We start from the raw sequence: 23540 nt of genomic DNA on the forward strand, positions 1-23540 counted from the left end.
CGGTATATTTCGTTATTTATTAAGTAAAATCCTATTTATCAGTATCTTATAAAAGTGGCACGTATATTATTAAAGAATATATAGCAAGCTTGCTTGCTATATAACCGCGCGTTATAATTATTTAATGCATTATATGATAAAAAACTATTTAAAAACAGCATGGCGCAATATTGTTGCCAACAAACTTTTTACCTCGCTTAATATTGCCGGGCTCGCCATAGGCATGTGTGTTTGTATTACTTTGTTTGCCGGTATTGCTTATGAACTAAGTTTTGACCGGATGTATGCCAACTCCAAAGACATTTACCGGGTAAACATGCAAACCTCTGCCGATTATAATTACAAAGTATGGGCACAATTACCTAATTCGGTAGGCCCTGCGCTACAGCAAAATATTCCCCAGATAAAATCTGCAACCCGGCTGATAAAACATGATTTTGGTGCCAAAGTATCTTTAAAAACTGATGATAAGAACTTCACCGAAAAGGGATTGTATTTAGCAGATTCAACCGTATTTGCGATGTTCGATTTTCGTTTTACAGAAGGAAATGCACGCACCGCATTTGCACAGCCTAAGTCAATTGTAATTTCCCAATCTGCAAAAGAAAGATTGTATGGCAAAGCACCCGCTTTTGGAAAGCTGATCTATGTAAATAACCGTGACACGTTGCATGTATCAGGCGTATATGCTGATCTGCCGGTTAACAGTACCATTGATTGCGACATGATCTACAATATTATGGATACCTGGTATGGTCAGGATGTTTACTGGAGCAATGCGAGTTATGAAACGTATTGCCAGTTACAGCCTGACGCTAATGTTCAGCAAGTACAGCAACAGGCAACTGCACTTATTGACAAGTATGTAGACAAAGAGAATAAATTCTTTACCAAATTTATTTTTCAACCGCTGGATGCGATACACCTTTATTCCGCCGATATCAGGGAGGGTTATTCTTCCAGGATCGGAAATATCAGCACGGTGAACGCTTTAGCGTTTTTATCAGTTTTAGTGCTGATTATAGCCTGTATCAACTATATGAATTTGGCTACTGCACGTTCCCAAAAGCGTGCAAAAAGTGTTGGTGTAAATAAAGTATTAGGTGCTAACAGTCGTCATCTGCTTTTGCTCTTTTATACCGAAACGGCGTTATTATCGCTCATTGCCATTGTGGTGGGCTGCATACTTGCTTTTGCTGCAGGGCCGCTTTTTCAAACCGTTACCGGAATTGAACTCAGTCCTTCCGCATTTTTTACCACACCCATCTTAATGGGTTTGTTGGCAACATGGCTTTTTGTGACCATTATAGCCGGGAGCTACCCTGCGTTTTCCATGTCAAGTATTTCACCACTTGTTTTAATGAACAAACTGAAATTGAAACATTCCGTTGCGGATCTCATCCGGCGATCGTTAGTGGTGTTTCAATTTTCTGCGTCAGTTATCCTTATTGTTGCCGTTATTGTCGTTTTACAACAGCTCAACTATATCAGCAATAAAGATTTAGGATATAATCCCAACGGCGTGGTGTCTGTTAATATTAAATCGGCACAAAACAAACAACAGGTCGCCGCATTTAAGAACGATCTGCGAAATATGCCCGATGTGGAAAGCTTTTCGGGCGTACAGTCTATCCCCGGTGATGGCGAGAGTGGCAAGAGTGTGAGAAAATCGCCGGCAGCTAAAGACAGAATGCCTGTAAAAACCTGTAATACCGATGGCTCCATTGTAAAGACCATGCAGCTTAAACTGCTGGCAGGACGCACATTACCCGCTGCAATTGCCGAAGGCGATACTACTTGTTATGTATTGTTAAACGAGGCGGTGGTAAAATACTTAGGCTTTCAATCGCCGCGAGATGCTGTGGGACAATTTATCTCCACGGAGATGTCCGACAGAACTGTTATCAGCGGAGTGGTAAGGGATTTTAATTACCAATCATTAAAAAATGAAATAGGTGGTTATGTGTATTATGAAATGAATAAAAGGTCGGAACCGATAAGGACCTTGTTGGTGAGATACCATACCCAAAACACCTCCGGTTTTATGCGTAAGATGCAGAACGTATTTAAGGCCGATATGCCTAATTCGAGTTTTGATTATGAGTTTCTGGATAGCCATATCCAAAACCTGTACACTGCCGAACAGCATACCGCAAGCACGGTAACAGTATTTTCGCTTTTAGCCATATTTGTGGCTTGCCTTGGCTTGTTTGGCCTGGCCGCTTTTATAGCAGAACAGCGTACCAAGGAGATAGGTATAAGAAAGGTATTGGGAGCCAGTGTAACCGGGATTACCAGTTTATTAACCGGTGATTTTTTGAAACTGGTAATTATCTCTATCCTGATCGCCTCACCTATTGCCTGGTATATGCTGAATAAGTGGCTCATGGCATTTACCTACCGTATTCAGATCAGTGCATGGGCTTTTGTAATTGCAGGTTTTACTGCCATTGCGTTTGCATTGCTTACCGTTAGCTCGCATGCCATAAAAGCAGCGGTGGCTAACCCGGTAAAGAGTTTAAGAAGCGAATAGATTTTGGCAGATACTAATTAGCACAGAGTATAAAAATAAAATTCAGATAAAATGATAAAGAGTTATTTAAAAACAGCGTGGCGTTTTTTGCTGAAGAACAAAACCTTCAGTTTTATAAACATAGTGGGGCTGGCAACAGGCACTTTGTGCTGCCTGTATATGCTTTTGTATGTGCAGGATCAGTACAGTTATGATAAGCAGCATAAGGATGCCGCAGATATTTATCGGGTAAACACCGCCCTTGTACTTACGGGCGATGTTCACAAAATGTCTACCGCCTCACCACCGATAGCGCCTGCAATAAAGGCGGAGTTCCCTGAGGTTTTGCAGTATACCCGCGTCATCTCTACTGAACTGCTCGGCGCAAAAAGGCACCTGTTGCGCTACAAGGAAAAATCGTTCTATGAGAAAGACGCCATGTACGTGGATTCCACATTCTTTGATATCCTTACCTATCATTTCGTAAAGGGTAACCCCGCAAGTGTGCTGGCCGAGCCTTACAGTATAGTGCTGTTAAAACCGGTAGCTGAGAAGCTGTTTGGCAACGAGGATCCCATTAATAAATTAATTGAGATCAATGACTCCTGGGGTAAATATGATTTCAAAGTAACAGGAGTAGTAGACGAAAGCCTGGGCAAATCATATATCAAGGCCAATATGTTTATTACCATGAATAGTGGGGGCATGGGTAGTTACGTTCGCCAGGATAATACCTGGTCGGGTGATAATTTTACCACATCGTTTATAAAAGTTCGCCCCGGTACTGATGCGGCCGCTTTAGAGAAAAAGTTTCCAGCATTTTTAAATTCACATGGAGGCGATCAGTTCAAAAACATAGGTATGCAGAAAACGCTGTTATTACAGCATGTAACCAGTTTGCATACCACACCGGGTTATGATGTAGAGTTCACTAAATCAGTTAATCCATCCTTCCTTTATATACTGATCATTATAGCTGTGCTGATACAGGTTATCGCCTGCATTAATTTCATGAATTTATCTACCGCGCGTGCATCTAAACGTGCCAAGGAGGTTGGCGTGCGCAAGGTGATAGGTGCAGGCAAAGGCGATCTGATAAAGCAGTTTTTGGGCGAGTCCTTTTTGTTATCGTTCATCGGGGTAAGTGTGGCCCTGCCATTACTTCTATTGGCAATGCCTTATCTTAACCAACTTACCAATACGCAGATACAACTGGCCTTTTTTAGTGATTACCGGCTATGGGTAATGCTTTTTAGCCTTATGATAGTTACAGGTGTGGTTGCGGGCAGCTATCCGGCATTTTATTTGTCGGCATTCCAGGCTATAAAGGTTATTAAAGGTAATTTTACCAGCCAGGTATCTGCAGCTGGCATACGTCGCTCCCTGGTAGTTTTTCAGTTTGTTTTATCCGTAGTACTTATCTCGGGTATTATTGTCATCTACAGTCAACTCAATTACATTAAAAATAAGGACCTCGGGTTTAGTACTGATCAAAAGCTGGTATTTAACTTTTATACCGGGGACGCGCAAAGCAAGATGGATCCGTTTGCCAATGATCTGCGTCAGTTGGCCGAAGTGAAAAATGTTACTAAAGCGGATAATTACCTGAGTCAGTTTATCCTGCACGATCATGGTGTATATCCGGAAGGGGGCAATATGAGTGCCGCTATTGACGCGCAAAACATAGCCTGCGATAAATACTTCGTTAAGGCAAATGGTATAAAAATTATCAGCGGCCGCGATTTTAATGACAGCGACTCCGGTAAGGTGCTGATAAACCAAACCCTGCTCAAAAGGCTGGGGTTAAATATGAACAATGCCATAGGTGCCAGGCTTTACAGTCAATATGGCACCGATCCGGCGAGTTATGTAACCGTAGCCGGAGTAATGAAGGATTTTAACTATAACTCATTACATAATGATGTAAGGCCATTTATGCTGGTGTATGGCCCTAACCATGATGATCTTACAGCAATGACAGTAGCTGTTAACAGTAAAAATTATAAGCAACTGTTAAGCAAAATGCAGGCGATATGGCAGAAGGACCTGCCCGGCGAGCCATTTGAATACACATTTATGGATGATGAGGTGCAGAAGCAATACCAAACAGAGATCACTTTATCGCAGATCATTAATTCATTTACGCTTATCGCTATAATAATTTCATGCCTTGGCTTGTTTGGTTTGGCTGCCTTTAGCGCCGAGCAGCGAAATAAGGAAATAGGTATTCGTAAGGTTTTAGGAGCCAGTACAGGGGGTATTGTGCAGCTGTTGTCAAAAGATTTTTTGAAGCTGGTATTAATAGCCATTTTAATTGCTACACCAATTGCCTGGTGGGGCATGAGTAAATGGTTGCAGGATTTTGCCTATAAAATTACCATAAGCTGGTGGATGTTTGCGCTGGCCGGGGTATTAGCTATAATGATTGCACTGGTTACAGTGAGTAGCCAGGCTATAAAGGCCGCATTAACCAATCCTGTTAAGAGTTTAAAAGCGGAATAGTCATAGCAGGAATTAAATATAAAAAAAGCTGAAAGGGTCATCCTTTCAGCTTTTTTTGCTTTTTAAGCCTCCGGCTAATTAGCAATATTGTTCAAATGCGCCAATAAGGTTGTCGGCGATCATCTGTGCCGGGCGGCCTTCTATCTGGTGACGCTCTATAATGTGAACCAGTTTGCCATCTTTAAACAATGCCATTGATGGTGATGACGGCGGATAAGGCAGCATTAAATTACGTGCAGCATCAACCGCTTCTTTTTCCATACCGGCAAAAACTGTAACCAGTTTATCCGGATGTTTTTCATTTTGTGAAGCGATCTTCGCTGCCGGGCGCGCATTTGCTGCCGCGCAACCGCAAACGGAATTAACCATTACAAATACGGTGCCTTCGCTTTTTATAGCCTTCTGTACCGACTCCGCATCTTTCAATTCTTCAAAACCAACTTTGGTAAGGTCTTCCCTCATCGGGGCTACTAAATATTCAGGATACATATCTTCTTTACTTTAATTATTTACAAAAATATTAAATCATTCAATAAAATGTAAGATAAGGCAGAATATTACCAATATATTGACGTTAGGGTTATATTCAGATTAAAAAGTGATATAAAATATAAATTTTTTATATTGCATCGTTGGTAACAACAACCCCCTTAATTAATTAAACTATAGAGAAATTTTAAGCCCAAAATCAGGTCATGAACCTTTTTACACGTAATAATGATGCCCGGCAACGGGTTGTACAGGTAAAAGCAAAACATTTTAATAATTTAAGATTAGGCATAGCCGCGGTACTGGTAATAGTAATGATACTGATGTCAGTAATTATTCGTCTTAACAGCGAAGCTGTAAAAACGAGCCAGGAAAACAGCAGGCTGCAATCACAACTGGCACTTCTGCAAAGCCAGGTGAATAAAGAGTCAGAACAGTCTGACCTGCTAACCGCTCAAAAAATGGGCGAAAAGGAAAAAGCGGTTGGGTATATTGAAAGTATAGAATCAAAGCTAAAAAGAATAAATACTTACCTGAGCAAGCGTGGCCTGCGCAGTATCACTTTTCAGAAAATAAGCTTAACTACTCCTAAAAGCGAATCGACCCTTTACGGAGAATTTGATAAATATCTGGACAGGCTGGTTAACAATATCGCTTACATGCCAATGGGCTATCCTCGGTTAAGTTCATTTACTTCATTTTTTGGTTATCGTGGCAATCCGTTTGATTTTGGCGGCAAGGAGTTTCATCCGGGTATTGATTTTAAAGGCCACCGGGGCGATCCGGTAAAATGCACCGCAAGTGGCAGGGTGGTATTTGCAGGCCGCGCCGGGGGATATGGCAACTGTATACGTATTAAACATGCCAACAACCTGGAAACCGTGTACGGGCATCTTTCAAAAATTGGTGTAAAAGTAGGGCAGCGTGTTACCGTGGGTGATGTTATTGGTAAGGTAGGCTCAACCGGCCGCTCAACCGGTCCGCATCTGCATTACGAGATACGTAAGAACGGACGCCCGGTTAACCCTAAACATTATCTGAGTTTGAATATGTAAGTTTTTCTATCAGGCTAAAATATTAAAGAGCGATGGACTAATATCTATCGCTCTTTCTGTTTGAAGAAAAAATCAATCATCACAACTGCGTAATCAAATAACTCGTATTTCATTAAAATATTTATATTCACTATTTTTGTAAAAAAATCAATAATATGTCAACAGTAGAAACTGCATACGTTAAGAACAAAGTGAAAGACATTTCACTGGCCGCCTGGGGCCGCAAGGAAATTGAACTGGCCGAGGCCGAGATGCCCGGTTTAATGGCGCTGCGTAAAGAGTACGGCCCTTCAAAAATATTAAAGGGTGCCCGTATTGCAGGTTGCTTACACATGACTATCCAAACAGCGGTTTTAATAGAAACTTTGATAGAACTGGGTGCTGAAGTTACCTGGTCATCATGTAATATATTCTCTACACAGGATCACGCCGCAGCAGCAATTGCAGATGCAGGCATATCGGTGTACGCCTGGAAAGGCATGAACGAAAAGGAATTTGACTGGTGTATTGAACAAACCTTATTTTTTGGCGAAGACCGCAAACCATTGAACATGATTTTAGACGATGGCGGCGATTTGACCAATATGGTTTTTGATAAATACCCTGAACTGATTGCCGGCATTAATGGTTTATCAGAAGAAACCACCACCGGTGTACATCGCTTATATGAGCGTATGAAAGCCGGAACATTACCAATGCCTGCCATTAACGTTAACGACTCAGTTACCAAATCGAAATTTGATAATAAATATGGCTGCCGCGAATCGTTAGTGGATGCTATCCGTCGTGCTACTGATGTAATGATGGCCGGTAAGGTAGCCGTTGTTTGCGGTTATGGTGATGTGGGTAAAGGTTCTGCCGATAGCTTACGTAACGCGGGTGTTCGTGTTATTGTAACCGAGATCGATCCGATTTGTGCTTTACAGGCCGCTATGGAAGGTTTCGAAGTTAAAAAGTTAACTACCGCTATTAAAGAAGCTGATATTGTGGTTACCGCAACTGGTAATAAAAATATAGTGCGTGAGCAACACTTCCGTGCGTTAAAGGATAAGGCCATAGTTTGTAACATCGGCCACTTTGATAACGAGATTGACATGGCCTGGTTAAACGGTGCCTACGGTAGCACTAAAAATGAGATTAAACCACAGGTTGATAAATACACCGTTGACGGTAAGGATATTATCATTTTAGCCGAGGGCCGTTTGGTTAACTTAGGTTGCGCTACAGGCCACCCAAGCTTTGTAATGAGTAACTCATTCACCAACCAAACCTTAGCTCAAATTGAGCTTTGGACCAATGACGATGCTTACGAAAATAAAGTGTATACACTACCTAAACACCTGGATGAAAAAGTTGCCCGTTTACATTTGGAAAAAATTGGTGTTGAACTGGAAGTTTTAGATCAGGATCAGGCGGAGTATATCGGCGTAACTGTTGAAGGGCCGTTTAAGCCTGAATACTACCGTTATTAAGGGATTAAAGACTTTTTAGAGTCAGGAATCAGGATGAATAAAGGGATGTGGTTTGAGCCATGTCCCTTTGTTGTATAATCACTATCTTACAGCAACTCATACGATTCCCTTATCCAGCTAAATAATTGGGGACGCAGTTCGCTTACATCACTTAAACGGATATTGTGCTGAAAACGTCCTGCCGTAGCTATGCTTTTATGTATAACAGGGTTTTCTATTTTTTGCGCGGAGTAAAACTTCAGGTCGAGCACTTTTTGCATCGGGCGGATAACAAAAAACGTTTGCCGGTGTACAAACGTGATACAATTAGGGGTAGTGCCCACCAGCACCTCGGGCCAGTCGGCAACCTCGGCCAGTAATTTATCAAACAATAAAATTAGTTCAGCAGATTTGCCTTTAAACAGATCATCCAAACTTATTTTGGCACAGTAATGCCTTTGACTCTCGCTGATCAGTTCCCGTTCGCATTTAGGGCATGTCCAGGACATAGTTGTTTATTGTACTATAAAAATAAATGATCTGACATTACTGTGCAATTATTATACCTGCCATTATATTTAGCGTAATAAGGTTAAATGCCCCGAAATAATGCTGCATTTTTTAATATTGATAATATAATAATACACCCCTGCGGGTAATGGTTTGCCGTATAGCGTTCCGTCGAAAGGGGTGGCATATCCTTTAGATTGAAATACCAATTGCCCGTTATGATTGTATATGCTTACTGTTCCGGTGCTGTAGTTTTCAAATCCTTTTATCATCCAGTAATCGTTTACACCATCGCCGTTAGGAGTAAAGGTGTTGGTGATATTGTTAACAAAAGCACCTACTGATACCTTCACTTCGGTTCTTGCACTTTCGCAGCTCCCGTAAGTTAGCGTTACATAATAACGGCGGCTATCTGTCACGTTAATATTAAAGGTGCCGCCGCGAACTTCAGCAATTGGTTGTGTGCTGGTTTCGGTATCATACAAACGGTATAACGCTGTTGGGTACGGATCGTTCACCTTAATCATTGCTTCACCTTTATTGCACAGGTCGATGTCATTAACTGAAGGAGTTGGCGGGACAAGATGAATATCTTCGATAATGTATTTTAGCTCCGCCAGATCGCAGCCGCCGTCAGTAATGCGCAATAGATACTTACCGGGAGATAAATTGTCGATATAGGGTTGCGAACCGATAGTGTTTCCGGCCTCATCTAACCACTGGTAAGTATAGGTTAACGAACCTCCCGTAACGGTAGTTGCCGATACGCTTCCGGTGCCTATGCCACATTCTATATTGGCAGCAATACCCGGTTGTACCACTTTAAATTCCGGGTACGCTTCTATGGTGTAATCCTGATAGAAATTTTCGCAGCCATATTGGTCGGTCAGGAATAATTTATAGGTACCGGCAGGTAAAAATTGCACGGTTTTATCAAAGCCTACGGTTATACCCGAAGTATTAACCCAACGGTAGGCAGCAGGCTGCGAAGGCGCATTATCGGTATTAAGGGTAATGGTACCGGTACCGAATGCCGCGCATGAAGGCGTTTTGGTGTAAGCAAATACAGGAAAACTAATGGGTGGCAGTAATTCTATGGTAAAAGTATAAGTCCGGCTGCAGGAAGCACTGCTGATGGTAAGTTGGTAATTCCCTGCCGATACCTCTTTGAGATCGAGGGAGGTACTTATGATGGTGTTACTTCCGTCATCCCTCCTCCACGCAAAACTGGTGGCCCCTGTAGCCTTTAATCCGGTAATAGATCCGTTATCACCACCGCAGGTAGCCGACTGTACATTAATAGTTGAATTATCTAATGATAATACCCCATTAACGCTATTTATAGTGATGGTAGTAGTTGATATGGGTACGCACAGCCCGCCACTCACCGTCAATATGTACTTACCCGGCGGTGCACCTGTAAGATCGACATTAGTGCCAACCTGTATGTTTTGCTCGTTTGTCCAGCTATAAGTTAAATTACTGCCATTAACCTGTATGTTTTTTATAGATCCGTCGAAATTGTAGCAAGTAGCATCTTGTACAATCATGTTATCGGTATTGATGGCTACATCATTTACAGCGGGAATTTCTATCGCAGTTGAAAATACCGGACTGCACTGGCTGTCATCAATAACCTTTAGGGTGTAAATGCCTGGCGGCTGATCGGTAAGATCGGCAGTAGTGGCCACCTCTTGCTGCTGCTGATTTTGCCAGCTGTATTTTACATTGGTACCTGATACGATGATGCCGGTAATAGCTCCCTTGCTTTCGTAACATTTGGAAGAGGTAATTATTTGATTGGACTGATCAAGAGAAGGGCCGGTGTTGTTGTTAATAATTACCGGGCCATATTTGCTTTCGCAACCGTCTGCTGTTATTGCATAAAAGGTATATTCTCCCGCAGCGAGGTTTTCAATATCAAGTGTATGGCTAACCAGTTTATTGTCTTTATCATACCAGTTGTATGTAAGGGTTTTATGATCTGTTGTGTAAGCATACAACCCTTTAATTGCACCGTCTTGTTTGTCACATGAGGTGTTGTAGGTTGTCATGAAAGCATCAATTATTTGGGGTTTTAGGTCTTCTATGGTAATATAGTCCGATTCTACAGTACAATACTTTCCTGCAATTAACTTATACCTTCCGGGCGGGGCATTTACCAATTGCAACTCCGTTGACATAACTTTCCCTTTATCATCAACCCATTTAAAAGTGTCTGTATTTTTGACAGTAACGCCGGTTATCATTCCGCTTTGTCCGCAATCAGCGTTGGTTACCTGTAATTTTGAAATATTAATTTCAGGCTTTGTAAAATTTGATGATATATTGCCTGCATGTGCATTTGCCAGAATGCTACCTGTAGGAGCTGTGCTAAAAGTATATTTCCAATTGCCCGCTGCATCGGCAGTAGTTGATCCTATATAAGTTTGAGGGGAACAATTTACACAATCATCACTTGTAAAAACATCAACTAATGCATTTGCACTGGTAGTGCCAGATATGTATTCGCCTGTATTTGCTGTTATTGAAATTTGCGGTAATGTAAGATTGTTTATATATTCTTTATAGTTGATGCACTTAAAGGAGTTTCTTATGAGCTTTATATTGGGGGTGTTATTTGCAACTACGCCAACGTCTGAATAAGCAAAAATATTACCTGATGCCGGGTTAACGTCGCCAATTGTTACTGTTGCTGCAACCTGATCAAGTCTTATCCCTGTTCCTTCGCCCGGATGTGCTTTTTTTAAATTTAACGGTAATGTGGCAGACCGGTCTGTGCCAAACCAATTATGGTTAATGGTAAGGTTACCGCCAAAGCTTGCAAAAGCCATACCTCCTAATCCTTCGCCATAGTGTGAAATTAAATTGTCAGAAACGGTTATATCTACATTTTGCGGCTGTGGTTTAAAGCTATCAGCAAAAATCGATAAATATGTGCCGCTGCCGGAGTGCCAGGTAGAAACCCCATCAACACCTACCGCAAAGTTATTATACTTAATGTTAACGATGCTGGCTGTGCTTGCGGATGACAGCGTAATATATAAACCCGAAAAAGAAGTATTGCCCGCATTTTCGTCGCCAATGGTAACATTTATTACATCATCTAATGTTATGAAACCACTGCAAACAGGATCTAACGTAGAACTTACAGGGTTTAATCCGAAAATATTATTGGCTATATAAATATCCTGATCTGAAGTTAGTAAAATGGCATTATATTTATACCCATTTATCACATTTCCTTTGTTTTGGCTGCCAAATACAATGTTTTGGGAGTTTTTAATGTTTATAGCAGTTTTTTCCGCGCCATCCGGATCAGAAATGCAGGGATTAGAAGTGTCCCACAAAAATAAACCGTAAAATTCTATCTGGTCAATATTATCACCTGCAAACACAGTAAGCGCATTTGTGCTTCTGAAAGTTTTTATAGTTATTTTAGCATTGCTTATCCCTATTTTATTGCCGGGTTGTGTGCTGCCATCAATAACCAGGTTAGAAGAAAGTTTTGGAAGATCAGTTAATATAACAATAGTCCTGCCCGTTTCACTCACATCGGGCAGGTTAAATTTTATAAAATCTTTCTCAGCAGTGCCGTTAGCAGCTGCTAAAGTTAAAGCCTCGCGTAAAGTGCCCGGGCCGCTGTCGGCATTGCTGGTTACCACAAAATCTTCAGCACATATACGAAAAGACAGCAAAGAAAGAAGAAAAAAAAAGAATAAGGTTAATCTGCCGGTCATCGTAAAAATTGCAGTAGCCAAAATACAAAACCATTGCTGCAATTAGCAAAAGGATGTGGTAATTAATTTAAAATAAGTTTAAAATACACAATGCTTGGCATGGTAGATGTGGTTATATAGCTAAACAAATTCTTTAATAAATAAGGATAGGCGGAAAGCCTTAAACAGAGTAGAAATTAAACTTAAAACAGAGAAGATGAGATCCGAAAAAATCAGTGCAGGAGATTTTAAAGAAGACAACAACGAAACATCAGTAGCAAACTCTGCTCATGCCAGCGGTTTAGGTGGCGCTTTGGCAGTTGAAAATTTATTTAGTCAGGCTAAATTTAATAATCTTTACAAAAAGTCAAATATTACAGGTAAAAGTATGCCCAACAAACTTGCGCAAATAAGTAGCAGTATATTTAACTGATACTTTAAAAAGCAAAAAAGCGGTCTGTAAAAAACAGTCTTTCTTTATAAAAGTTCCGCTTGTTAAAATGGAATAATGATATTTACACTTTTAATATTCCTTTGTAGCTTATGACACGCTTATCCGTAAACATTAATAAAATAGCCACACTGCGTAACTCACGAGGTGGCAATAATCCCGATCTGATTCAGGTAGCGAAGGATTGTGAACGTTTTGGGGCGCAGGGTATAACCGTACACCCACGGCCGGACGAGAGGCATATCAGGTATGATGATGTATTCGAATTAAAAAAAGTTGTTACTACAGAATTTAATATAGAGGGGAATTGCCAGGAGCAAAAATTTATTGATCTGGTATTGGCCAATAAACCCGAACAGGTTACTTTGGTTCCGGATGCTTTAGGACAAATAACATCAAATCATGGCTGGGATACCATAACCAACCAGCGTTACCTGCACGATATGATAAAGGTTTTTAAAGATGCAGGTATACGGGTATCTATATTTGTTGACCCGGTTATTGAAATGGTAGAGGCCGCTGCCACCACCGGAACCGACCGTATTGAGTTATATACCGAAGCTTATGCCACGCATTTTCATCAAGGGAATGAACTGGCAATTGCACCTTACATTAAAGCAGCAGAAACTGCCGCCAAACTTGGATTGGGCATTAACGCAGGTCACGATCTTGACTTGCAAAACCTGCAATATTTTGCTCAAAAAATTCCCGCGCTTGCAGAGGTAAGCATTGGCCATGCCTTAATAAGCGATGCGTTGTATTACGGGCTGGAGAACACTATACAAATGTACCTGCAGCAACTGACTAACGTATAATAGTGAGATTTCCCGAAATATTACAGGTATCGCTTAGGCTGATAATGTAAAAATAGGAGCCGGCCTCCAGTTTCTCTCCGTTATATGTTCCGTTAAACGGATTAGCATATCCCCTGGATTGAAATACCTGCTGTCCGGCTCTGTTAAAAATTTTTATCACTGCTTTAGGATATTCCTCTATATGCTGTATTTGCCAGTAATCGTTTATACCATCCCCATTTGGGGTGAAGGTATTTGGTATATCTGTAGCAAGTAAGCTTACACTAATCCTTACAGGCGTGCGTGTGCTCTCACATTCTCCGGAAAGCTGGCTTACGTAATAAGTATGAGTTTTATCTATCTGAATATTAAAAATGCCACCCTTTTGTTCAATCAGCGGTATTACACTATCTTTTGAATAATATAACCGGCATGTGGCATCCTGTACCAAGCCGGTAACTACTATTCTTCCCAAACCGGTACTGCATACCTGCACGTCAGGAACAACCGGAGCTGAAGGGGCAGGAACTTCATCAACTACATAAGTTCCATATAATATCTCGCAATAATCATTACTTAAATATAAACGATAAGTGCCCGGACTCAGATTAGTAACATAATCTTCAGTTCCTACAGTTTCATCGTTACTGTTTACCCACCGGCGGGCTATAACAGTATAATCGCTCATGAGTTTTATAGAGCCACTGTTTTGTCCGGTGCAAGAATTATTCACCGTTACGTCAAATGTTTTAAAGTCGGGTGCACGAGGGCCCAGATCATAACTAAATTGCGTATCCGGCCAGTCATATTGGCCATGGCAATAGGTTCCTACGGTTAACGTATAAACACCGCCGGGCACGTTGGTGAAATCCGGCGTGTTATTAACTACTTCGCCAAGCTCGTTGCGCCATGTATATATTAGAAAGGGGATATTTTTTATACCTGTTACCGAACCTTTAGTTGTACAGGTAGCTGGCACAACTATCTGATCTTTTGTATTAAAATCATCCGGATAACCTTTTTTCAAGTTGTCTATAAAAAAACTGGAACTATAAGTTTCGCCACATCCGCTTTCGTCTGTTACCATTAACCTGTAGGTATTTGCTCCAACGTCCATAAGATCCTTTTCGTGGCTTACTACTTTGTTAAAGTTATCATACCAGGTATAGGATATCTTACCCACTCCCGCCACGCTAATACCGGTAATGTTAGCGTGTGCATTGCCGCAGAACGGATGTACAATGTCTACCTTCGATTCATCTATCACTGGCCCGCCAATATTTTTCAGATGAATAGGTCCGTAAGTATATGGGCATGCTTCGCCATCGTATTCAATTTTTAAGGTATAGTCTCCGTTGGGAACGTTCGTAAGATCTAATGAGGTTCCCCATTGTTTGTAATTTTTGTCAGTCCAGGTGAATTTCTGTTTAGGGTTGGGGTTTTTTATTACAAAACCTTTTATTGACCCATTTTTTTGTCCGCAGGTTTCATCTGTGGTTTTAATATTTGAGGCATCAACCATTATTTGCCCCGTACCGGAAACCGTATATATAGAAGAGAAAAAAAAGTCGCAGATGTTATCGTCATAAACCTGTAAACGGTATCTGCCGGGGGGGATGTTTAAAAGATCAGCATTGTCATATTGATAGCGGTTATTCCTGGTGTCAACATTGGCCCAAATATAAGTTATTGGGGCATCCGAGGTGACTTTTATTCCCGTAATTGAGCCGTTACTATCTTCGCATGTTCCTGGAGTTACTTTAACAGCGGTTTCGTCAATAAATGGCCCGGTAGTGTTTTTGATAATAACCGGCCCGAATGTTTTTACTTCGGAATTTCCGGATTGCGTATAAGTTAGCGTATAATAACCATACGGAATGTTAATAAGATCAATGGAATTTCCAACTACTGTATTGCTTTTATCTCTCCATTCATAAATAAAAGAGGGATCGCCTTTTAATCCCGTAATGCTACCGTCAGCATTTTTGCAGGTAGACATTTTTATAACCATGTTTGATGCGTCAATATCGGGCAACGCGGCGTATTGTCTGACGGGAATAATTTTAGAAAAACCGGATTTGCAGGATGTTTTTAAAATATTTGTAGTTATGATTGATGCATATCCTTTAGCGGATATCAAAACTAATAAACCATATATTATAGTTCTTCGCAAAATCAACTTAATTTTTAGCAAATTACAAAATATCCTCTGTAAAACCATTGTCACTATAACATTACTCAATTGTTATTCGACGGTAATATTGTACCTTTGCCGTAAAATTTTAGGGCCACTTATTTAAATGAAGCTGAACATAAATTACCAGGAAAAATTCCAGCAAAGGCACATTGCGCCTAACCAAGCCGATACCGATAAAATGTTAAAAACTATCGGTGTAGGAACAATTGATGAGCTGATAACTCAAACCATTCCTCAACAAATAAGATTAAAAGCGTCGCTTAATTTACCGGCCGCTAAAAGTGAGTTTGATTACCTTAATGATCTCAAACGGACAGCTTCAAAAAACCGGGTGTTTAAATCGTATATAGGTCAGGGATATTATGATGTGATTGTGCCTGGCGTTATACAACGCAACATTCTGGAAAATCCCGGATGGTACACGCAATATACCCCTTACCAGGCCGAGATTGCACAGGGCCGTTTGCAGGCGTTATTGAATTTCCAGACCATGGTTATTGACCTTACCGGGATGGAAATTGCTAATGCATCGTTACTTGACGAGGGTACTGCTGCTGCCGAGGCTATGTTTATGCAATATAGTTTACGTAAAAATCAAAAATCCAACGTGTTTTTTGTTTCGGAAGAACTTTTCCCGCAAACTATTGATATTTTAAAAACCCGAAGCGAACCTTATGGTATAAAACTACAAATCGGCAATCATCAAAACGTTGAACTAACCGATGAAATGTTTGGCGCTATTGTGCAATATCCGGCAGGTAACGGCGCTGTTTACAACTATACCGGTTTTGCTGCCGCGTTGCATGAAAAAGGCATAAAGCTTACGGTTGTTGCTGATATAATGAGCCTTGTGCTTTTAACGCCTCCGGGTGAGTGGGGTGCCGATATTGTGGTGGGCAGTACACAACGTTTTGGCGTTCCAATGGGTTTTGGCGGTCCGCATGCAGCTTTTTTTGCTACTAAAGAAGAATACAAACGAGCTATCCCCGGGCGAATCATAGGGGTTACTATTGATGCAGCCGGTAATTATGCGTTACGTATGGCTTTGCAAACCCGTGAGCAGCACATCCGCAGGGATAAAGCAACCTCAAATATTTGTACCGCCCAGGCTTTACTGGCTATTATGGCTGGTATGTATGCGGTATATCACGGCCCGCAAGGGGTAAAGCTGATTGCTGAAAGAATACATGGCTTAACGGTATTGCTGGCTTCTTGCTTAAATGAATTAGGCTACGAGCAGTTAAATGATGTGTATTTCGATACTTTAAAATATGACGTTGGTGAATTGGCCGGTTCCATACATTCCGAAGCATTAAATAACGAAGTTAACCTGAACTACAAAGGCTCGGTAATTACCATCTCAGTTAATGAAACCACCGCTCCTGAGGATATAAAAACGCTTGTTCGTTTATTTGCGAAAGTTAAAGGTAAAACCCTTGCCGATGCTAACTTTGACGGCCTTAAAGAAAATATAGAATCAGTAATACCTGCTGATTTGCAACGCACTTCGGCATACTTAACGCACGCTTTATTTAACTCGCACCATTCCGAACACGAAATGCTGCGTTATATTAAATCTTTAGAAGCAAAGGATCTTTCGCTTTGTCACTCCATGATTGCCTTAGGTTCATGTACCATGAAACTTAACGCTACTACCGAGATGGTACCGGTTACCTGGGCGGAGTTCAGCAAGATGCACCCATTTGCACCAACCGATCAGGTTGGAGGATATATGCAGCTTTTTGATGAACTGAACCGATGGCTAAGCGAGATCACCGGGTTTGCAGCTATGAGCCTGCAGCCAAATGCAGGCGCGCAGGGCGAATATGCCGGGTTGATGGTTATACGTGCCTATCATAATGACAGGGGTGATGGCCACCGTAATATCGCTTTAATTCCTTCATCAGCTCACGGTACCAACCCAGCATCCGCAGCAATGGCCGGGATGAAGATAGTGGTGGTGAAATGTGATGAATATGGTAATATTGATGTTGCCGACCTTAAAGCTAAAGCCGAACAATATAAAAATGAATTGAGCTGCCTGATGGTAACTTATCCTTCAACACATGGTGTGTTTGAGGAATCCATTATTGAGATATGTGAGATCATACACGCTAACGGCGGACAAGTGTATATGGATGGTGCCAATATGAACGCGCAGGTTGGGCTAACAAGTCCGGCTAATATTGGTGCGGATGTTTGCCACCTTAATTTGCACAAAACGTTTTGCATACCGCACGGCGGTGGCGGCCCTGGCATGGGGCCTATTGGTGTAGCCAAACATTTGGTTCCATACCTGCCCGGGCATGCCGTAGTTGATATTGATAACGGAAAAGCCATTCACGCTGTTTCCGCGGCGCCATGGGGCTCGGCATCTATATTGATCATATCACATGCTTATATCGCCATGATGGGTAGCCAGGGCTTAACTGATGCCACACGTTATGCCATACTTAATGCTAACTATATAAAAACGCGTTTAAAAGATCACTACAAAGTATTGTACACCGGTAAAAATGGCCGTTGCGCACATGAGATGATCTTAGATTGCCGGTCATTTAAAGCATTTGGCGTCGAGGTTACTGATATAGCCAAGCGTTTAATGGATTATGGTTTCCATGCGCCAACGGTGTCGTTCCCGGTTGCGGGTACGGTGATGGTAGAGCCTACGGAGTCGGAGCCAAAGCATGAGCTTGACCGTTTCTGCGATGCCATGATATCTATTCGTCATGAGATCGAAGACGTAGAAAAGGGATTATCGGATAAAACAGATAACCCGCTTAAAAATGCGCCGCACACTGCCGCTGTAATAACCGGTAATGAATGGGAGCATCCGTATACCCGTCAAAAAGCGGCGTTCCCGTTGCCTTATGTGGCTGCTTATAAATTCTGGCCGTCGGTTGGCAGGGTGAATGATACTTATGGCGATAGAACGCTTATTTGTTCATGCCCGCCGCTTACCGATTATGAATTTGAGGAAAGCGAAGTTACCACACCCGAATACGGAACGTAATGCTATTTTGTCTATAATATATATTAGCGAATGTAAATAATTGTAAATTAAGGCTCTTTTTTAGGAGCCTTTTTTAATGACATATAAATAATGGTAGCGAAAACACCTGAACCGCCTTATTACGTGGTGATATTTACATCGGTACGTACCGGGGTAGATGATGGTTATAATGATATGGCAGCCGAAATGATGCAACTTGCTGCTCAGCAGGAGGGCTTTTTGGGAGTGGAATCGGCAAGAAATGAATTGGGAATAACCATTTCTTATTGGGAAAATGCAGAAGCCATTAAAAATTGGAAAACCAACAGCCAACATTTAGTGGCACAAAAATATGGTCGGGAAACATGGTATGCATCCTATAAAGTGCGTATAGCGAAGGTAGAGCGCGATTATGCATATTAATACGTGAAAAAAATATCAAAAATATTAAATTACAACCAAATAGAGTATAACCTTTTAATTGCCATTCCGTATAAATTATATATATGAGCCCTAATACCAGCAAATCTGTAAGTGTTTTGTTAGTCGACGATGACGAGATCAACAATTTTATTTCTATTAAGTTGATTAAGAAGGCTTTATTAAACACAGAAATAATGGCTTGTCTGAATGGTAAGTTTGCTATTGATCAATTATCCGAGATACAGCGTAAGGATCCTGATAAGTTACCCGATTATATTTTGCTGGATATTAATATGCCTATCATGAATGGCTGGGAGTTTTTGGACGAATACAAGCGTTTAAACCTCGACCCGTTAGGTAAAAGTAAAATTTATATCATTTCGTCATCGGTTTTCAGCAATGATATCAACAAGGCCCGTTCTTACCCGCTGGTTAAAGATTTTGTATCAAAACCACTTAACGTAGAAAAAATAAAAGAACTTTTTGGCGTTAATACTTAAACCGGTATAACGGTAAACTGATCATCCTGATATTTGACAGTTCCTATAGCTGATGATCGTGCATGATAAAACAAGCAGATGTAATTTTCAGCCGCCGCTTTTTTACCATATTCCTGTCGTAATTCCATTGCTTTATGGCCATCATAATCATATTTGGCAATAAATTTTCTCAACAATTGTTCAGGTTCCGGTAATTCATCACCTCCAAAAAATACCTTTTTACCTTCCAGCTCCATCCAAAATACCTGATGAAATTTACTGTGCCCGCCTGATAATTCATATTTTATTCCGGGCATCAATTGGCCGTTGCCATCTACAAAAGTTAATTTGGCTGTAGCCTGCAAGGCTTCAAAAATTTCCTTGTGGTAGGATGACGAGCTTCCGGTTAATGCAAACTCCCATTCTTTACTTTGTATAACATGCTGTGCGTTCGGAAAACTTGGTTCCAGCTTGCCGTACCGGTCTACAACCAAACCGCCGGAGTGGTCATAATGCAGGTGCGACATCAGCACCAGAGTAACGTCCTCCGGCTCGAAACCGGTGTTACGGATGTGCTGATGTATCAGTAACTCATCACGGGTATCCTTATAGCCTAAACCGGCATCCAATATAATCAGATCGGTTTCGGTTTTTATTAAAAAGGGGTTTACATGTATAAATAAAGATGCGGGCCTGTCTTTCTTTTGATCAGTTTCCGGATTAAACGGAATGAACTTTTTTGTAGCGTCAACAGAATATGAGCCTTCGCCCAATGCGTAAATTTCCATAATTTTTAAACTGTACAAAGATAACCAGTAACGCCAATAACTGTTTAAGTAGTTTAATAAATGACGTTATAACCAACTTTAAACCCTACGTTGTTTTTATACGAAGGGCTAACCTTTAATAAGTTTGTTTAAAGTATTTATCCGCTTGTTATCTTTTGGTCTGTCAAAAAGATGCAGTATTCTTATTTGTTCGTTTATGGTAGGTACATTTAACGAAATTTTATCCAGGTGTATCCGGTGGTAATCATTAATAATAAGCGGTATCCATTCATTGTCCTTTTTTATTTCCAGGTCACCCATCACTTCTACATCCATTAATGGGAATTTAAAACGTGCAAAGTTTGAACGAAACAAATTCACTTCTTTTAATATGGGATTGATTTCTTGTTTATCATGCCAGGCAAGTTGGAGCTTATCGGAATTATCTCTGGTGGTTAAAATATCTATATCGGAAGTGTCGCCAATATCGAAACCTGATAATACTATACCTGCTGCGCCTATAACAAAGAAATCTGCCGATATAGTTTCTAATACAGGTGCCGCCTCGTTAAGGGTATTTATTATTTTTTGTTTTGGTTGTATTATCATAATCTATATCAGCAAAATTAGCTGATAAGTTTGTAACTTTTAGGAATATATGGCGTCATTATTTATATAAAAATAAAAAATATTTGGATATACGAATTTTATCGTACATCTTTGTACGAAGATATTCGTATATAATATAGAGTATGGAACTGAAACCAACGGAAAGCGAATTAGAGATACTCCAGATCATCTGGAAAAAAGGGGAATGCACAGTGCGCGATGTGCATGAGGAACTGGCAAAAAATAAAGAGTCGGGGTATACCACTACGTTAAAACTGATGCAGATAATGCATGAAAAAGGTTTGGTACAACGTAATACCGATGCTAAAACACATTTATATAAGGCAGTAATAAGCCGCGAACAGGCACAGCAAGGCGCGCTGGAAAAAATCATTTCCACTGTGTTTAAAGGTTCAACGTCTGACCTGATAATACAGGCCTTAGGGCAGCATAAGGCATCAAAAGATGAGATAGATGCCATCAAAAAGTATCTGAACCAATTTGATCAACCGGATAAATAAAATATCATGACCATGAATCATCTTTTGTATAACATTAGTCAGGTTTTGGGGATAGCTATTATTCACAGCATGTGGCAGGGTTTGCTGATATGGTTTGTACTGCGGTTTATTTTAATAGGCTCGCCCGCCATGTCGGCAACTAAAAAGTACAATCTGGCGGCTTTAGCAATGTTAGGGATAGCGGTATGGTTTATAATTACCTTATTTAACGAGGCGCTTAATTTTAACTGGATGCCCCACTCGGGTAACCATGCAGCAGAATTTTTACCTCAGCCCGATGTTACCAATGCTTTATATCCTTTAAAAATTAATGCTGACAGGTATTACTATGCCATTGAAGCTTATCTGCCTTATGTGTCTGTTATATATATAATTGGCTTATTGGTAAATGTGCTTAAACTTAGTTACTGCCGTATAAAATTAAGCCGAATAAAAAGGCAGCTCTTTCCGGCCGGCGAAGTACAATGGCTCGTAAATGAATTTCGCGATAAACTGAATATCCGTAAAAGTGTAAAGGTTAATTTTAGTAATCTGGTAGATGTACCTTGTATGATGGGATATGTTAAGCCGATAATATTATTACCTGTATCACTGGCGAACAATCTTTCCATAGCCGAAACTGAGGCTATTTTATTACATGAACTTGCACATATCAAACGGAACGATTATCTGGTTAACCTGCTGCAGCAGATTGTTAACTCGTTACTGTTCTTTAACCCGTTTGCCCGTTTAATAAATGCCTTGATAAGCAGCGAACGCGAAAACTGCTGCGACGACCTGGTGGTGCGCACTACCGGTAACCCGCGGGTTTACGCCAACGCGCTGTTAAAGTTGGAAGAGAGCAGGCAAACAGATATGCAACTGGCCCTGGCGGCCGCAACCAACAAACATTTTTTATTAAACCGAATTGAACGTATCATGAAAACAAAACAAACAATTGGCAATATGCGCCACTTGGTACTGGCTATAATATTACTGGCGGGGAGTTTAAGCAGCATTGCATGGCTTAACCCTGAGATTAAGAACGGACAGGTAACCATTAAAGCAATAAAACCCGCGGTAACAAATTTATTTACCGACACTATACCTAAAAAGGCAGCAAAAACCAAAGTTTCGAAAGCAAAGCCAACTATAAAATCAAAACAGAAATTAGAGAAGAAGTTAAATGCTGATGTGTATTATAACGATGGTTTTAAAGACGCCAAACTGGAACAATTAAGCGCTGAAGTAGAGAAACGTGCACAGGCTATAGGTGATTTTTATAATAGTGAAGCATTCAAAGACCAGCAACAGGCAATAGAAGAATACGGAAAACAAATAGGCGATTTTTATAACAACGATAAAATGAAGGCCCTTGTTGACGAACAAGCAAAGTTGGGAGCAGATTTTGGCAAACGCTGGGGCGAAAGCGAAGATATGAAAAAGCTGAGTGCCCAGATGGGTGAAATGGGTTCAAAAATAGGATCGTATTATAGCTCCGATGAGTTTAAACAACTGAATGAAAAACTCAAAAAGAAATATGGTATAAGCGACGTTAATTATCATGATGATAAGGATGAGAATTATAAAAAGTATGAGGCTGAGCTGAAAAAAAATATATCACCTGAAATTGCCAGGCAAACCGAGCGCCTTAAAACTTTGGGAAAACAAATGCGTGAGCACTATAACTCTCCTGAATTTAAGGTACAGCAACAAAGACTGCGTGCCATGAGCGATAGCATAAGGCAGGCATATGATAACCCGGCTATTAAGGAAAAGCAGGAAGAGATGCGCAAAATGGCTAAAGAATTTCGTGAAAAATATACCAATAACCCGCAAATATTAGAGCAAAAAAAACAACTGAAAGAGGCTACCGATAAATTGCACGCCTACATGAATACCCCGGAGTTTAAAAAGAAGATGAAAGCGTATCGGGATAGTGCTATGAATTACAATTATAACTTTAATTATAATGAAAAGCCGGAAAAACCCGAGAAACCGGAAAAGCCAGAGAAGCCCGAAAAAGTAGAAAAACCGGAAAAGCCAGAAGCACCTGAGAACCGCTAATAAATATTTTATGGTGCTCGCAA

Annotated in this window: 17 protein-coding genes; 11 read left to right on the forward strand and 6 right to left on the reverse strand. The window is 40.7% G+C overall.

Features of this window, described 5'->3' with window-relative positions; genetic code table 11:
• Nucleotides 1-133 precede the first annotated feature (133 nt).
• Entirely contained in the window at nt 134-2533 is a 2400-nt protein-coding gene (locus tag I5M19_RS00985) for an ABC transporter permease (RefSeq protein WP_200063132.1), read from the forward strand.
• A 51-nt stretch (nt 2534-2584) separates the two neighbouring features.
• Entirely contained in the window at nt 2585-5014 is a 2430-nt protein-coding gene (locus tag I5M19_RS00990) for an ABC transporter permease (protein WP_200063134.1), read from the forward strand.
• A gap of 78 nt (nt 5015-5092) precedes the next feature.
• Here I5M19_RS00990 and I5M19_RS00995 read toward each other — a convergent pair whose 3' ends face one another.
• Entirely contained in the window at nt 5093-5503 is a 411-nt protein-coding gene (locus tag I5M19_RS00995) for a BrxA/BrxB family bacilliredoxin (RefSeq protein ID WP_200063137.1), read from the reverse strand.
• 206 nt (nt 5504-5709) lie between these two features.
• On the opposite strand from I5M19_RS00995, the gene I5M19_RS01000 reads away from it, so the two are divergent.
• Both I5M19_RS01000 and ahcY read left to right on the forward strand, forming a co-directional pair.
• Nucleotides 5710-6558 carry a M23 family metallopeptidase gene (locus I5M19_RS01000; protein WP_200063139.1) on the forward strand — a complete coding sequence of 283 codons (849 nt, stop codon included), beginning with the start codon at nt 5710-5712 and terminating at the stop codon, nt 6556-6558.
• Between the two features lie 155 nt (nt 6559-6713).
• A complete protein-coding gene (ahcY, locus tag I5M19_RS01005; RefSeq protein WP_200063141.1) occupies nt 6714-8030 on the forward strand; it encodes an adenosylhomocysteinase in 1317 nt (438 codons plus the stop codon).
• An 86-nt stretch (nt 8031-8116) separates the two neighbouring features.
• Here the strand turns inward: ahcY and I5M19_RS01010 are convergent, their stop codons facing one another.
• Both I5M19_RS01010 and I5M19_RS01015 read right to left on the reverse strand, forming a co-directional pair.
• On the reverse strand, nt 8117-8518 hold the full coding sequence (locus I5M19_RS01010; RefSeq protein WP_200063143.1) for a DUF5655 domain-containing protein: 402 nt from the start codon (nt 8516-8518) through the stop codon (nt 8117-8119).
• Nucleotides 8519-8587: 69 nt separating this feature from the next.
• A complete protein-coding gene (locus I5M19_RS01015) occupies nt 8588-12259 on the reverse strand; it encodes a gliding motility-associated C-terminal domain-containing protein (protein ID WP_200063145.1) in 3672 nt (1223 codons plus the stop codon).
• Nucleotides 12260-12455: 196 nt separating this feature from the next.
• On the opposite strand from I5M19_RS01015, the gene I5M19_RS01020 reads away from it, so the two are divergent.
• Together I5M19_RS01020 and I5M19_RS01025 are read left to right on the forward strand one after the other, a co-directional pair.
• Nucleotides 12456-12671 carry a hypothetical protein gene (locus I5M19_RS01020; protein ID WP_200063147.1) on the forward strand — a complete coding sequence of 72 codons (216 nt, stop codon included), beginning with the start codon at nt 12456-12458 and terminating at the stop codon, nt 12669-12671.
• Nucleotides 12672-12781: 110 nt separating this feature from the next.
• On the forward strand, nt 12782-13504 hold the full coding sequence (locus I5M19_RS01025; RefSeq protein ID WP_200063149.1) for a pyridoxine 5'-phosphate synthase: 723 nt from the start codon (nt 12782-12784) through the stop codon (nt 13502-13504).
• Here I5M19_RS01025 and I5M19_RS01030 read toward each other — a convergent pair.
• A complete protein-coding gene (locus tag I5M19_RS01030; protein WP_200063151.1) occupies nt 13494-15656 on the reverse strand; it encodes a gliding motility-associated C-terminal domain-containing protein in 2163 nt (720 codons plus the stop codon). The two genes, I5M19_RS01025 and I5M19_RS01030, sit on opposite strands and share 11 nt — an antisense overlap.
• Before the next feature lie 127 nt (nt 15657-15783).
• Between I5M19_RS01030 and gcvP the strand changes: the two genes are divergently transcribed.
• The 3 genes from gcvP (at nt 15784) to I5M19_RS01045 (ending at nt 19595) form a co-directional block, all read left to right on the forward strand.
• Complete coding sequence (gene gcvP / locus I5M19_RS01035; protein ID WP_200063153.1) at nt 15784-18693, forward strand: aminomethyl-transferring glycine dehydrogenase; 2910 nt, start codon at nt 15784-15786, stop codon at nt 18691-18693.
• A 90-nt stretch (nt 18694-18783) separates the two neighbouring features.
• Nucleotides 18784-19095 (forward strand): antibiotic biosynthesis monooxygenase family protein, encoded by a 312-nt coding sequence (locus tag I5M19_RS01040; RefSeq protein ID WP_200063155.1) that lies wholly within the window; start codon nt 18784-18786, stop codon nt 19093-19095.
• A gap of 83 nt (nt 19096-19178) precedes the next feature.
• A complete protein-coding gene (locus I5M19_RS01045) occupies nt 19179-19595 on the forward strand; it encodes a response regulator (protein ID WP_200063157.1) in 417 nt (138 codons plus the stop codon).
• Here I5M19_RS01045 and I5M19_RS01050 read toward each other — a convergent pair.
• Nucleotides 19592-20362: an MBL fold metallo-hydrolase gene (locus tag I5M19_RS01050; RefSeq protein WP_200063159.1), complete on the reverse strand. Its 771-nt coding sequence runs from the start codon at nt 20360-20362 to the stop codon at nt 19592-19594. The genes I5M19_RS01045 and I5M19_RS01050 overlap by 4 nt on opposite strands.
• Nucleotides 20363-20470: 108 nt before the next feature.
• Nucleotides 20471-20950: a nucleotidyltransferase family protein gene (locus I5M19_RS01055; protein WP_200063161.1), complete on the reverse strand. Its 480-nt coding sequence runs from the start codon at nt 20948-20950 to the stop codon at nt 20471-20473.
• Between the two features lie 143 nt (nt 20951-21093).
• Between I5M19_RS01055 and I5M19_RS01060 the strand changes: the two genes are divergently transcribed.
• Both I5M19_RS01060 and I5M19_RS01065 read left to right on the forward strand, forming a co-directional pair.
• Nucleotides 21094-21471, forward strand: a complete 378-nt coding sequence (locus tag I5M19_RS01060) for a BlaI/MecI/CopY family transcriptional regulator (RefSeq protein WP_200063163.1) — start codon at nt 21094-21096, stop codon at nt 21469-21471.
• 12 nt (nt 21472-21483) lie between these two features.
• Entirely contained in the window at nt 21484-23517 is a 2034-nt protein-coding gene (locus I5M19_RS01065; protein ID WP_200063165.1) for a M56 family metallopeptidase, read from the forward strand.
• Nucleotides 23518-23540 lie beyond the last annotated feature (23 nt).

Origin of the sequence: Mucilaginibacter segetis, assembly GCF_016522075.1 — a bacterium.
Lineage (GTDB): Bacteria > Bacteroidota > Bacteroidia > Sphingobacteriales > Sphingobacteriaceae > Mucilaginibacter > Mucilaginibacter segetis.

Bases quoted from the DNA above. Each gene is read 5' to 3' on its own strand.
- I5M19_RS00985 (WP_200063132.1), top strand. From the start codon at position 134: ATGATAAAAAACTATTTAAAAACAGCATGGCGCAATATTGTTGCCAAC.
- I5M19_RS00990 (WP_200063134.1), top strand. From the start codon at position 2,585: ATGATAAAGAGTTATTTAAAAACAGCGTGGCGTTTTTTGCTGAAGAAC.
- I5M19_RS00995 (WP_200063137.1), bottom strand. From the start codon at position 5,503: ATGTATCCTGAATATTTAGTAGCCCCGATGAGGGAAGACCTTACCAAA.
- I5M19_RS01000 (WP_200063139.1), top strand. From the start codon at position 5,710: ATGAACCTTTTTACACGTAATAATGATGCCCGGCAACGGGTTGTACAG.
- ahcY (WP_200063141.1), top strand. From the start codon at position 6,714: ATGTCAACAGTAGAAACTGCATACGTTAAGAACAAAGTGAAAGACATT.
- I5M19_RS01010 (WP_200063143.1), bottom strand. From the start codon at position 8,518: ATGTCCTGGACATGCCCTAAATGCGAACGGGAACTGATCAGCGAGAGT.
- I5M19_RS01015 (WP_200063145.1), bottom strand. From the start codon at position 12,259: ATGACCGGCAGATTAACCTTATTCTTTTTTTTTCTTCTTTCTTTGCTG.
- I5M19_RS01020 (WP_200063147.1), top strand. From the start codon at position 12,456: ATGAGATCCGAAAAAATCAGTGCAGGAGATTTTAAAGAAGACAACAAC.
- I5M19_RS01025 (WP_200063149.1), top strand. From the start codon at position 12,782: ATGACACGCTTATCCGTAAACATTAATAAAATAGCCACACTGCGTAAC.
- gcvP (WP_200063153.1), top strand. From the start codon at position 15,784: ATGAAGCTGAACATAAATTACCAGGAAAAATTCCAGCAAAGGCACATT.
- I5M19_RS01040 (WP_200063155.1), top strand. From the start codon at position 18,784: ATGGTAGCGAAAACACCTGAACCGCCTTATTACGTGGTGATATTTACA.
- I5M19_RS01045 (WP_200063157.1), top strand. From the start codon at position 19,179: ATGAGCCCTAATACCAGCAAATCTGTAAGTGTTTTGTTAGTCGACGAT.
- I5M19_RS01050 (WP_200063159.1), bottom strand. From the start codon at position 20,362: ATGGAAATTTACGCATTGGGCGAAGGCTCATATTCTGTTGACGCTACA.
- I5M19_RS01055 (WP_200063161.1), bottom strand. From the start codon at position 20,950: ATGATAATACAACCAAAACAAAAAATAATAAATACCCTTAACGAGGCG.
- I5M19_RS01060 (WP_200063163.1), top strand. From the start codon at position 21,094: ATGGAACTGAAACCAACGGAAAGCGAATTAGAGATACTCCAGATCATC.
- I5M19_RS01065 (WP_200063165.1), top strand. From the start codon at position 21,484: ATGAATCATCTTTTGTATAACATTAGTCAGGTTTTGGGGATAGCTATT.